The organism is Planomicrobium sp. MB-3u-38, from assembly GCF_002836425.1.
Classification (GTDB): Bacteria; Bacillota; Bacilli; order Bacillales_A; family Planococcaceae; genus Planococcus; species Planococcus okeanokoites.
The window spans coordinates 53,012-64,751 of sequence record NZ_PJBO01000010.1; the positions used below are offsets into that span (position 1 = coordinate 53,012).

The 11,740-nt window shown below is 46.6% G+C and carries 12 protein-coding genes; 9 read left to right on the forward strand and 3 right to left on the reverse strand.

The annotated features are described in order from the left end of the window. Positions 1-81 precede the first annotated feature (81 nt). On the reverse strand, positions 82-816 hold the full coding sequence (locus tag CXF70_RS05300) for a glucose 1-dehydrogenase (RefSeq protein ID WP_101801800.1): 735 nt from the start codon (positions 814-816) through the stop codon (positions 82-84). A 198-nt stretch (positions 817-1,014) separates the two neighbouring features. Here CXF70_RS05300 and CXF70_RS05305 point away from each other — a divergent pair, with 198 nt between their 5' ends. The 3 genes from CXF70_RS05305 to CXF70_RS05315 all read left to right on the forward strand — a co-directional run bounded on the left by CXF70_RS05305 (position 1,015) and on the right by CXF70_RS05315 (position 3,290). Continuing rightward, entirely contained in the window at positions 1,015-1,548 is a 534-nt protein-coding gene (locus CXF70_RS05305) for a TetR/AcrR family transcriptional regulator (protein WP_233208554.1), read from the forward strand. Positions 1,549-1,668: 120 nt separating this feature from the next. Next, positions 1,669-2,841, forward strand: a complete 1,173-nt coding sequence (locus CXF70_RS05310) for a DUF2157 domain-containing protein (RefSeq protein ID WP_101801802.1) — start codon at positions 1,669-1,671, stop codon at positions 2,839-2,841. Next, a complete protein-coding gene (locus tag CXF70_RS05315) occupies positions 2,838-3,290 on the forward strand; it encodes a GDYXXLXY domain-containing protein (RefSeq protein WP_338088688.1) in 453 nt (150 codons plus the stop codon). The genes CXF70_RS05310 and CXF70_RS05315 overlap by 4 nt, the downstream gene beginning before the upstream one ends. A gap of 78 nt (positions 3,291-3,368) precedes the next feature. Here CXF70_RS05315 and CXF70_RS05320 read toward each other — a convergent pair whose 3' ends face one another. Beyond that, entirely contained in the window at positions 3,369-3,884 is a 516-nt protein-coding gene (locus CXF70_RS05320; protein WP_101801803.1) for a hypothetical protein, read from the reverse strand. A gap of 115 nt (positions 3,885-3,999) precedes the next feature. Then, positions 4,000-4,152: a hypothetical protein gene (locus CXF70_RS18115; RefSeq protein WP_158241156.1), complete on the reverse strand. Its 153-nt coding sequence runs from the start codon at positions 4,150-4,152 to the stop codon at positions 4,000-4,002. Positions 4,153-4,340: 188 nt separating this feature from the next. Between CXF70_RS18115 and CXF70_RS05325 the strand changes: the two genes are divergently transcribed. The 6 genes from CXF70_RS05325 (at position 4,341) to CXF70_RS05350 (ending at position 11,723) form a co-directional block, all read left to right on the forward strand. Continuing rightward, positions 4,341-6,440 (forward strand): MMPL family transporter, encoded by a 2,100-nt coding sequence (locus CXF70_RS05325; protein WP_101801804.1) that lies wholly within the window; start codon positions 4,341-4,343, stop codon positions 6,438-6,440. 66 nt (positions 6,441-6,506) lie between these two features. Further along, on the forward strand, positions 6,507-7,178 hold the full coding sequence (locus CXF70_RS05330) for a response regulator transcription factor (RefSeq protein ID WP_101801805.1): 672 nt from the start codon (positions 6,507-6,509) through the stop codon (positions 7,176-7,178). Next, on the forward strand, positions 7,175-8,569 hold the full coding sequence (locus CXF70_RS05335; RefSeq protein ID WP_101801806.1) for a sensor histidine kinase: 1,395 nt from the start codon (positions 7,175-7,177) through the stop codon (positions 8,567-8,569). The genes CXF70_RS05330 and CXF70_RS05335 overlap by 4 nt, the downstream gene beginning before the upstream one ends. 17 nt (positions 8,570-8,586) lie before the next feature. Then, a complete protein-coding gene (locus CXF70_RS05340) occupies positions 8,587-8,976 on the forward strand; it encodes a hypothetical protein (RefSeq protein WP_101801807.1) in 390 nt (129 codons plus the stop codon). 147 nt (positions 8,977-9,123) lie between these two features. Beyond that, positions 9,124-9,897, forward strand: coding sequence for an ABC transporter ATP-binding protein (locus CXF70_RS05345; RefSeq protein WP_101801808.1), 774 nt, complete (start codon positions 9,124-9,126; stop codon positions 9,895-9,897). Beyond that, positions 9,894-11,723, forward strand: coding sequence for an FtsX-like permease family protein (locus tag CXF70_RS05350; protein WP_101801809.1), 1,830 nt, complete (start codon positions 9,894-9,896; stop codon positions 11,721-11,723). The genes CXF70_RS05345 and CXF70_RS05350 overlap by 4 nt, the downstream gene beginning before the upstream one ends. Positions 11,724-11,740 lie beyond the last annotated feature (17 nt).

The window sequence follows — 11,740 nt, forward strand, 5'->3', positions numbered from 1 at the left end:
CCTCCTTTCCATGACTCTACCCTTTCTACAAAAAATAAAGCCGATCCAGAAAGTTCCGGACCGGCTTTATCGTTGCAGTATTTATTGGGCAGTCAAACCGCCGTCGATAACAAACTCTGACCCAGTCGAGTAGCTGGCTTCATCCGAAGCAAGGAAAAGCACCATATTGGAAACTTCCTCTGATTGTGCTACGCGCTTCAAAGGGATATGCTTCGAGAACTCTTCAACAGCAGCTTTGGTATCTTCCTGCACGACCATCGGGGTAGCAATGACGCCGGGATGAACCGAGTTCACGCGGATTCCATAATTGGCGCATTCAATCGCCGCCGCTTTCGTCATGCCCCGAACCGCAAATTTCGTATCCGTATAGCCGATTGCTCCCGCCACCAGCCCGTTCATGGAAGAAATATTGACAATCGAACCGCCACCCGCTTTCTGCATGGACGGAATAACAGCCTTCATACCCATAAAGACGGAAACCTGATTGATCTCCACAATGCGGCGGTATTCTTCTGCCGTCGTCTGTAAAATCGATTTGGCCATGGTGATGCCCGCATTGTTCACCAGCACATTTACTGGGCCAAACGCTTTTTCAGCTTCGTCAATCACTTTTGACCAGTCTTCTTCAAGTGCGACATTCTGTTTTACGAAAAGTGCATTTTCGCCCAGTTCTTTTGCCAGCGCCTGTCCTTTTTCCTCATTCAAATCCGTAAGCACCACTTTCGCGCCTTCTTCGATAAATTTTTTCACGTGTGATGCGCCCATCCCTTGAGCGGCACCTGTCACAATCGCCACTTTTCCTGCTAACCGGTTCATTTTCCATTCCTCCAGCAAATTATTTACTTTATTTTAAAATAAACTACATTTGTAAGTTAACAGAAAAATATTCTGTTTGTCTATTGAAAATGATCCATGTCATAATAAATTCAAGAACATCGTCCACAGTTTGGACATAGGGAGGTTTTCATCATCACTGGAACTGAAGATCGACGCATCTTACGGACGCAAAAAAAATTGAAAACAGCGTTATTGGATTTATTGGAACAAAAATATCTGCACGAACTCTCTATCACTGAAGTGACAAAAGAGGCCGATTGCAACAGGGTCACTTTTTACTCCCATTACAGGGATTTGAATGCTTTGCTGGAAGCAATAGTAGCAGACCATCTGGACGGTTTAACGGCTCATTTCCGTAAAAGCTTTGAAGGGCGTGAACGATTTTCCTCTACGGATGTGGAACGCCATCTGCCGATTTTCGAATACATTTATCAAAACCAATTCATATTCTCGCTGATTATTAAAGGCGAAGTACTGCCTGGGTCTCAAAATCTCTTCTGCGAAAGTTTAATGCGCGTCTCCACCATCGAATTAAAACTGGAAGAAGAAACGGATATCGAGATTCCAACACTCAACTATTTTGTCACTTACGGAAGCCTCGGCTTTTTCCTGTACTGGATCAACCAGAACTTCAGCACACCGCCTGAAGCCATGGCTGAAAAGCTTGCCGTTCTCCACGGCAAGATGTATGGAGGCGCCATTGTTTTATAGAATGAAAAGTTTTAAGCAAGATTCGCTGTGTGAATTTTTAAGCCTTTCTGCTCACCTATTATCTATCTATTCTGTCAATACAGGATTATAATAAAGGCAAAGATTAGGGGGGAGAGTGCGATGGAATTCGAACGGAAATTGGCGCAATGGCGCGATGAAGGATTTATCGATCAGACTGCTGTCGACCGCATAAAGGCATTTGAAAAAGGCCAGCCCCAAAAGAAAAAGATTCCCTTATTACTTCTTATCGGATTGATTTTCTTCGCCTTGGCTGTTTTCAGTTTTATCGCTGCCAATTGGCAGGCGATACCCGAACTGATGAAAGTGGCATTGGTTGTTGCGTTGATGTGGATTTTCTATATTATCGCCTACTTTTCCGAGAAGAAGCATATCGGCCAGCCAATACTGTTCAGATTGCTTGGACTTGCCATGTTCGGTGCAAGCATCCTCGTGACGGCCCAGACATTCCATTTCAGCCTCTCCAATTCCGTTTTGCCATGGGCGATTTTCATCGCAGCGCTGGCTCATTATTTTCAATGGCGGCATTTAGCGTATGTGATGATCGCCTTCATCTTTGGCATATTCACACTCACATCCTTTTTGCCGGATACCAATTGGGTTGAATGGGGAATCTTTGCGGCTGTCTCACTTGCCTGGTTCTATTTCAGCAAAGATGATGCACCGAAAATATTAAGCTGGATGCTGCTGTTTTTCTCCGGGTTCTTAATGTGGGACCTTGTTTCATACAGCAGCCCTTTCTGGCCGGTTTGGACCCTGTTCGCACTCGTCCTTCTGCTGTTCTTAGTACCAAAAGGCAAACAAGGGCTTTTGTCACCGCTTTATCTGATCTTCGGCGCTGTCATGCTCGTCGTCTATCTGGCGCTTAGAGGTGAAACAGAAATGTCGCTCGTCGATCTCAACTGGCCGGAAGCAATTGCGCTTGCCGTTGCCGGTCTTGCCATATTATTTCTTGCTTATACGAGATTCAGAGATATCATCTGGATTTCCATTCTCGGAGCAATGGGCTTCCTGTTGTTTGACGATACCGCTATCGCACTTGCGCTGGTGGCTGAAGTTAGTGCACTTGCCTACCTTATTATTTCCCAGCGGCAGAATCGTCCGCTCGCACCAGGCTTCGTCTACTTCATCCTGGTGCAGTTCGTGATTTACGTCATCTATGCTTGGGAACGCCTTGATATGTCGCTGTTCTTCCTGATCGGCGCATTGCTGCTGTTTGCTCTTTCCGCTGCCGCCTGGTGGTTGAACCGCAAGAGAGAAGGTGCTGCATCATGAAACTGAAACAATGGTTATTGCCTATTCTTATGACAATTTTTGTTGTCGTACTGGTGGCTGCTTTCTATTCCGCATCGTGGTTTGGTGAACAATACACACTGCGTGCAGAACCTTTTGATCCATTCGATCCCTTCTACGGAGAGTATGTCATGCTTCAGTATCCTGATCTGAATGCGGCTGGCAGCACCTACGAAGGCGATGTCTATTTCACTTTGACAGAAGGCCCCGACGGTTTTGCTGTTATTGATGAAATCAGCTATGACCCATTTTTCGGTGCAATCAGCGGTTATTCCTATGGCAACCGCTTGACCGCTCCGCAGCTGGAGCAATTTTATGTCGAGCAAGGTCTTGGCCCGCAGTTGGAAAGTGCGGTCGATCTGCAAGTGACGATTGACGTAGCACCTTGGGGAATCATCCGCCCTGTCAGTATCGCGGAACGGGAAGAATAAAATAAAGCCGATTTAAAGACCTGCAACAGTTCGACTCAACTGTTGCAGGTCTTTCTTAATGGTGCTGTCCTATGAAATTCATGTTCTGTTTCTTCTTATCGCTGACGAAATCCAGCCACCTGCTATGACAATTCCCGCCACTAAAAGCGCCATCAGCCCTATAGGAATTATGCCTTTCGAATCAAATTCGCTCGACTCCACCTTTTGTAAAACTATTTCTTCTTTATCGGCATATTCCCTATCCGCAAGTTCGGTATTATGGGTGGTCGGCGAACAAAGTGGATGGATCCACTTTCCGGCTTCCAGGTTGAGGAAGAACAAATACTCTGCATTCTTCCTGCTCTCTCCCCAAGTAACGTCTTCATAAACTGTAATGGCTTCCGTCTCCACGCCTTTGAAACTCTTCCCCACTTCAACTGTCAGCATTTTTTTATTATCGGTATAGTCAATGTCTGTCACTTCCCCAATTAAAACCGCGTCATATTCTTCATACGCAATCTTCACAGGAGATGGTTCAGCGCACGACAAGGCAAAACTTTGAGCAGGATTCAGAAATATTGATGCTATGAATACCAAAAGTATTATTTTTTTCATAAAAGCCCCTCCTTTGCCTATTTGTCGTATCACCACTTCCCGAAGTTACATATCCATCCCATTCAAAAACCCGTATGCCTGAAAATCAGGCATACGGGTCAGTTTCCATTCGAATTTATTTCTTTTTATCGTCCTCGTTGTTGCTATCCATGCCACGATATTCCTGTTCGGGAAGGTTGATTTCTTCTTTATAGTCCTGTGCTTCTTGTCTCAATTCCAGGTCGCGCTGATTCGTCTGCAATTCGTCTTTGTTCTTGTCTCGTGCCAATCCAATCCCTCCTATTTCGTGTTAGTCCTGCTATTCCCGATAAACAGGTGCTGAAACGGGGAATAAAGTTCCATTTACTGCGGTCTCCACAAACGTTCAAATCTCTGCCACTTAAAATTGATATTCAATTTATATTCGTCCGCTATGATGTGGTGGATACAATTGAAGATAATAGAGGAGTGGAGTGAATGAATAAATTTTTAAACCCGATCACTGATTGGGTATCAACAAAACGGGGCATGTGGATCACCATCGTCATCTGGCTGGTGGCAATGACAGCTCTCAGCATGGGGCCGACTTTGAATGATTATAAAGTGGCGAACTTCCAATCCCTTCCCGATGATACCCAGTCGATCATCGCGGATCAAAAGCTGAAGGAATACTTCCCCAATGACCAGGGGACTCCTGGCATTCTCGTTTTCCATAATGCCGAAGGAGACGTTGAATTCGAAACGGTCCAGGAAATCCTGGCTGCGATTACAGCCGAAAGTATAGAAGGCATCGATTCGATTGTAGATGTCAGCCAGCTGCCGCCACAAGCGCTGGAAGGTTTCTATTCGGAAGATGATTCAACAATGATTGTGCCGATGACGCTTGAAGCAGGTCTTGGCAGCGCTGATTTTTCAGAGATCAATGACCTCGCAAGCGACATCGGCAATGATATTGCTGCTGAGTCGGGCAATATGGAATTCTATGTGACAGGTCCTGCCGGCATTGCCGGTGACACGGTAAAACTTTTTGAAGAGGCGGATTTTGTTTTATTGATTGCGACTGTGTTGATTATTTTAATCTTACTGATTGTCATCTACCGCTCCCCGCTGCTCGCGATCATACCGCTCCTGGCGACCGGGATTGTATACCAAGTCGTCAACCAGACACTTGCATTCATGGGTTCTGCGGGACTTGAATTGACGAGCCAGACAACGTCGATCATGAGTATCCTGCTGTTTGCAGCAGTCATCGATTATTCCTTGTTCGTGTTCTCCCGCTACCGTGAAGAACTGAACCATTATGAAAGCAAATACGAAGCGATGAAATTTGCGATGCGCGCCACTGGTGAACCCGTATTCTTTGCCGGCGGAACCGTACTTGCGGCGATGCTGATCCTGTTTTTCGCGGATTTCCGCGATTACGCCAACTTCGCGCCGATATTCGGAACGGCTGTCTTCATCATCATGATTGCTTCTGTTACGCTGATCCCGGCTTTATTTACGTTATTCGGCCGCAAAGCTTTCTGGCCGAAAGTGCCGAAATACGGAAAAGCCACAGAAGTGAAACATGGCATCTGGGGACCTGTTGCAAAATTCGTCGTCAATAAACCGCTTGTTTCCGGTGGCTTGGTTGCCATACTATTGGTGGTTTCGGCGCTCAATGTCTTGAATATCGAGTATGAATTCGATACCGTCAAATCGTTTCCGGAAGATATGCCGTCACGTGTAGGGTATGAAATCGTCGAAGAGAAATTCGACAAAGGCGAAATTGCCCCGTCATCACTGCTTGTGGTCAGCGATGAACCGATGACGGAAGAATCGATTGCCGATTTGACTGATTCACTGAACGCTTACGAAGAAATCGCTTCTGCCCGTTTGTCCGGTCAGACCGATGACGGCGAAGCATTGAAATACAGCATTGCATTGTCGCTGAATCCATATTCGGCAGAAGCACTCGATTTCGTCGAACAGCTCCGCGGGGACAGTATGGAGTTGCTGGAAACTGCAGCCATTGACGGCGATGCTCATTTTGGCGGAATCACACCGAAGCTGGTGGATGAACGCGCTGTAAACAATGATGATATATACAAAATCGTCATTCTTGAAACACTGTTGATCCTGGTGCTGCTTTTTGCGCTGACACGTTCGTGGAAGATGCCTCTTTATATGATGGCGACAATTCTTTTATCATATTTATCAGCTCTTGGACTCGGAATTTTCCTGGTCGATGCATTGTTCGGATTTGACGCCATCAGCACGCGCGTGCCGGTCTATTCCTTCATATTCCTGGTCGCGCTCGGCATCGATTACAACATCATCCTGGTATCCCGATTCATCGAGGAACGGAAAACACGCAAAGTCAAAGATGCATTGGAAATTGCCCTCAGCCACACAGGCGGCGTCATATCGTCAGCCGGCATCATCCTTGCCGCAACATTTGCCGCATTGACGACAATGCCGATCGCCGATCTATTTGTCTTCGGTTTCATGGTCTCCATCGGTATCCTGATCGATACCTTCCTGGTCCGCGGTATGCTGCTGCCGGCATTGATACTGTTTTTTGAAAAAGAGGCGTAAACCCTGCATACTGATAGCAGGCAGAAACCGTTCGAAGCGGTTTCCAAATTACAGGGAGGAATAGGCATGAAAATTCTCGTCGTTGATGACGATCTCTATATTCAGCAATTAGTGGCGATCCATTTAGGCAATGAAGGTTATACTGTCTTTCGGGCTACCGACGCTGAACAAGCATTATTGCTGCTGGAGGAACAGCTTGTCGACCTCGCTATCGTCGATGTCATGATGCCAGGAATGGACGGTTTCGACCTGACCCGGATCCTGACGCAGGACCTTAATATTCCAGTGATCCTCCTGACTGCGAAAGGCCAGCTCGAAGACAAGGAACAAGGGTTTTTGTCAGGTTCTGAAGATTATGTAGTGAAGCCGTTCGAGCCGAAAGAGTTATTGTTTCGCGTGGCCGTGGTCCTGCGCCGTTCAGAGCGGTCGGTCCAGGAGAATCTGCAATCCGGCAATGTCACGATCAACCGCCGGAACTTCGAAGTGGCGATTGGCGATGAAACCGTCATTTTACCATTGAAGGAATTTGAAATCCTGTCCCTTCTGGTGTCACGCGCCAACCTGGCGACCCCACGCGGCCTGCTGTTTGAATATGTCTGGGGCGAAGGCCACGACGTCAGTGAAATGACATTGAATACACATATCAACCGTATCCGCGACCGGCTTAAACGCTATGGTGCCACCGTTGAAATCCATACGATGCGCGGGATCGGCTATAAACTCGAGGCATTGAAATGAAAACGTTATACCGCCAATTCACCATTGCCACATTGTTCATACTGGCCATCAGCATTTTGATCGGTTTCACCATCGCCAATATCTTCTATATCACTGTGACGAAAGAAGAGACAATCGAACAGAATGTAGGCGTCGCCCAGGAAATCGTAGCAACTGTCCAAAACGTCCCTTATTCGGAAGAGAGCTTTGACCGTTACATGCAGGCTGTAGCGAAGCTCGGCTATCAGATTGCCCTCGTCGACAATGCGGGGGATATGAAGTTCTATGGAGAGCCGTTTGATGACACGGCGTTTCCTGAGGAAGCCCAGCGCGTTCTCACTGAGAACGGCACATATACCGGACTTGATAGTTTCAAGGATCAGATTTTCATGATCGGCCACTTTACGAATGAACTGCATAACACGGTCGGAGTCCCTTTTGAACGAGACGGTGAAAATTATGGTTTGTTCATTCGCCCGGATACCAAACTTTTGGGGACTGATATCCATTCGGTGCTGATCGGCTTTGTGGTTGCCATCGGACTAGTCAGCATCATCGGCATGATTTGGCTGGCGCGGCAATTGACGCGTCCGATTGTGCAATTGACCGAAGCGACCAAACACATCGCCCGCGAAAATTATAATTATCCGCTCGATATAAAGCGGAAAGATGAAATCGGCCAGCTGTCGGAGAGCTTCAATTTGATGCAGACACAGCTGCAGCAAAACGACTTGGCGCGCAAATCATTCATCAGCAACGTCTCGCATGATTTCCAGTCGCCGCTCATGAACATCCAAGGCTACGCGGATCTCTTGAAATCACCTGACTTGCCGGATGCCGACCGCCTGGCTTATACCTCGATCATCGATCAGGAAGCGAAACGGCTGTCGAGCCTGACCCGTCAGCTCCTATTGCTGACGTCGCTGGACCAGGGGGCCTATCCGATGAAGTCAAAGGAATTCAAACTGGACGAACAATTGAAAGCCGTTGTCCGCAAATACCGCTGGCGGCTTGAGGAAGAAGATATCAATCTTTCTTATTCCTTGGCTCCCACCCTGTTCCGCGGCGACGCCGAACTGCTTGATAACGTTTGGGACAATTTGCTGACGAACGCCATTAAATACAATAAACCCGGCGGCAGTATTGAAATTGCACTTAAGACCATCGGCCCTGATGTCATCGTCACATTCAAAGACACCGGCACAGGAATTGCGGCAGAAGCACTTCCCCAATTATTCGACCGCTTCTACCGCGGGGATGCCGCGCGCAAAAAAGATGGAACAGGACTCGGTCTTTCAATAGTTGAACAGATTGTCCAGCTGCATCATGGTACTATTAAAGTTAACAGCAAAATCGGAGAAGGCAGTGAATTCATCCTCACCTTGCCGCATCCCGATGTGAAACAAACATAATTTGGAGGGTTTTACACATGGAAAAAGTTTGGAGTTTAAGATTGATCCGCTTTTCAGCGATTTTCGGTTTTCTCGGCACATATCTTGGTTCACATATGGCTGGCCAGATGGACTATTCACTGCGCCCGATTCATGCGCATATTCTGCTCGTCGGCTGGCTGTCAGTATTTGCATGGGGTATTTTCTATCATGCCTACACGATCAAATACAAGAAACTTGTCACCATCCATGGCATTCTGGCAATGGTTGGCGCCGTTGGCTTGACTGGCGGCATGTGGCTGTACAATCTGAATCCGTTCAATTGGGGCGACACCCTTGTAATGGTACTTTTCATCGTCGGCGGAACTTTATTGCTGCTGGCTTTCCTGCTGTTCGCGGTTATTACATTCCTGACAGAAAAAGAATAGAGATTTCAAAAAGCTCCCAAGTCATCAACCATGACTTGGGAGCTTTTTTTTGAACCTTAAGAATTCTTCATTTTTATCGAAAGTAATTCTTCATGTTTCTCCATTATACTCATTTACAGCCAGTAAAATGCGATAGGAGGAATCACGATGAAAACGATACTGCAGGCAAACAAAATCTCAAAAACTTATGGCAAGAAAGGGACAGCCAAATATACCGCCATCAACAATTTGTCTTTTGAAATGAAGGAAGGTGAATTCATCGGCATTATGGGTCCATCAGGTTCCGGCAAGACCACATTATTGAATATGGTGGCGACACTCGATCCATTGACGGATGGTGAAATCACCATCGACGGCATTTCCGTTTCGTCCATGAACGAAGATCAATTATCGGACTTCCGCTCACAAAACCTTGGATTCATCTTTCAGGATTTTAATCTCTTGGAAAATATGACGGTCTTTGAAAATATTGCATTGCCCTTGTCGCTCCAAAATAAGAAATTAGATAAAATCCAGTCAAGCGTCCATCAGGTAGCCAGTCTGCTTGGAATTGGCGACATAACAGAAAAATATCCGGCAGAGCTTTCAGGAGGCCAGAAACAGCGGACCGCCATCGCCCGCGCTTTGATTCATGAACCGACACTGCTGCTCGCTGACGAACCAACCGGTGCACTCGATTCCCAAAATGCAGCCACCTTGCTCGACACATTAGCCGATTTGAATGAAGAACGGAAAGTCTCTATCCTGATGGTGACCCATGATCCGCGCAGCGCCAGCTATTGCAGCCGGCTCCTTTTCATCAAAGACGGGAAACTGGATCGTGAACTTTTCCCATCCGGCACGCGCGATGAATTTCATCAGGAAATTTTAGCTGTTCTCGGTGACCTGGATCGCATACCTTTGGCAGGTGTCCGCTCATGATCCTGAAACTGGCGTTAAACGGCTTGAAAAAGAAACAGCGGGATTATGCCATTCTCTTTACCGGCCTGATCATTTCCATCGCTGTATTTTACATGTTCCTGACTCTTTCACTGAATAAAGAATTTATCCTGCAGAATTCCGTCATCAATAATATTCAATTGGTCTTTCTCGTCGGGACAGTAATGCTTTCTGTCATCACATTCTTCTATTTGTTCTATACCAATTCGTTTCTGCTGTCCTTACGGAAGAAGGAGTATGGCCTTTATGAACTGATCGGTGCGAAAAAACTTCAGATTCGGCGTGTATTTCAGATTGAAACCATGGCCATAACCGGCATTTCACTCATCATCGGCCTCATACTCGGAATCATTTTATCCCGTGTCGTTTCCTGGGTGCTCATGAACCAGCTGAATATCGGATTCACTCAATTCAAGGTCGTCTATTTGCCGGCGGTTTTCTGGACCGTGATTTACTACCTTGTCACTTCTTTCATTACGTCGTCCATCCATAATTTATGGCTCGCCAAAATTTCCATCATTGAATTATTGCGTTCAGAAGTACAAAACGACCTCTTACCGGAAAAGCCAAAAAACGCTGCATTAATGATTTTCTTAGGCCTCTTCTTATTGGCAATCGGTTATGTTGCACTCTATTTCATGGAAACACTCCGTTTTATCGGGTTATTCACTGCACCAATTGCAACGACGCTCGGCACTTATGTGCTATTCGTGGCATTGCTGCCTATCATCGTCCGAAAATGGAAACGCAATAAAAAAGTGAATTTTAAAGGAATCAATTCTTTCACTTCCGGACAGCTTAATTTTCGTTTATCTTCACTGAAATGGGTTCTTGCCACGATAGCATTGCTGATCGCCTTGTCTGCCGGTGCCATTGCAGGCGGATTCGCTTTTAAAAACGACGCTTTCACATCGATTGATGAACATTGGCAGTATGATGCCACGCTTTACAACCCCGGCGCTGCAGAAATGGCTGTTTTAGATTCAATTCCAGTTGAAGAACAACTCACCTACCGCATGAAATTGGATGATGAGTTCATCTACTTGGTTCGGGATGAGCTGAATGCTGCGCCTCCGCTGATCAGGGATATGGTCACCTATGAAGTAGTCCGCCCCGATCCGCTGCCGGAGAAGCTGGAAATTGAGGACGGCAGCCAAATTGTCTCTGACCAATGGTTTACTGCACTTTATGCCATCAATCCTGCGCTTGAAGGCACAAGATCTACCCGCATCGTTCCGCTTGAGGAATATGAACTTGCGGAAGGAGAGGAAATTTCCATTGTGCTGGCAAGAACCGCTGATTTTTCTGCCCATATTGAAGAGTGGCAGAAGCTGGACGAGCTGCAAATGGACATATACCCTGATCTCGTTACCGGATTTGACCCGGAAACCGATTCTGTCGCGACCAAATATGCCCAGTTCAAAACACAATACGCCATTGCCAGCGGAACTTTTTTCATGGGCTTTTTCCTCGGCCTGGCTTTTCTGACGATGATGGCAAGCATACTCATGTTCAAAATCCTGTCTGGCGCCAATAATGATATCCGGCGCTATGACAGCCTTCGGAAACTGGGTGTCCGGCGCAGGGTTCTTGAAAATTCACTGTCCCGGGAAATATTCATCATTTTCCTGTTCCCAGGGATTCTGGGGCTGCTGCATGTCTTTGTCGGCATGCGGATGTTCACATTCATCATGGACGAACCTTATTACCGATTGTGGGTGTCCATCCTTATTTTCCTGGCAATTTACGGCGGCTATTATTTCTTTACAATCCACCTTTACCGGAAAATCGTTTTACCGAAACAATAAATACTTTTCAGCCTTTC

What these genes read in the sequence shown, in the direction of transcription:
- CXF70_RS05315 (WP_338088688.1), top strand. Translation starts at nt 2,838, where the DNA reads ATGAAACTGAAACAATGGTTATTGCCTATTCTTATGACAATTTTTGTT.
- CXF70_RS05325 (WP_101801804.1), top strand. Translation starts at nt 4,341, where the DNA reads ATGAATAAATTTTTAAACCCGATCACTGATTGGGTATCAACAAAACGG.
- CXF70_RS05335 (WP_101801806.1), top strand. Translation starts at nt 7,175, where the DNA reads ATGAAAACGTTATACCGCCAATTCACCATTGCCACATTGTTCATACTG.
- CXF70_RS05320 (WP_101801803.1), bottom strand. Translation starts at nt 3,884, where the DNA reads ATGAAAAAAATAATACTTTTGGTATTCATAGCATCAATATTTCTGAAT.
- CXF70_RS05345 (WP_101801808.1), top strand. Translation starts at nt 9,124, where the DNA reads ATGAAAACGATACTGCAGGCAAACAAAATCTCAAAAACTTATGGCAAG.
- CXF70_RS05330 (WP_101801805.1), top strand. Translation starts at nt 6,507, where the DNA reads ATGAAAATTCTCGTCGTTGATGACGATCTCTATATTCAGCAATTAGTG.
- CXF70_RS05310 (WP_101801802.1), top strand. Translation starts at nt 1,669, where the DNA reads ATGGAATTCGAACGGAAATTGGCGCAATGGCGCGATGAAGGATTTATC.
- CXF70_RS05340 (WP_101801807.1), top strand. Translation starts at nt 8,587, where the DNA reads ATGGAAAAAGTTTGGAGTTTAAGATTGATCCGCTTTTCAGCGATTTTC.
- CXF70_RS05350 (WP_101801809.1), top strand. Translation starts at nt 9,894, where the DNA reads ATGATCCTGAAACTGGCGTTAAACGGCTTGAAAAAGAAACAGCGGGAT.
- CXF70_RS05300 (WP_101801800.1), bottom strand. Translation starts at nt 816, where the DNA reads ATGAACCGGTTAGCAGGAAAAGTGGCGATTGTGACAGGTGCCGCTCAA.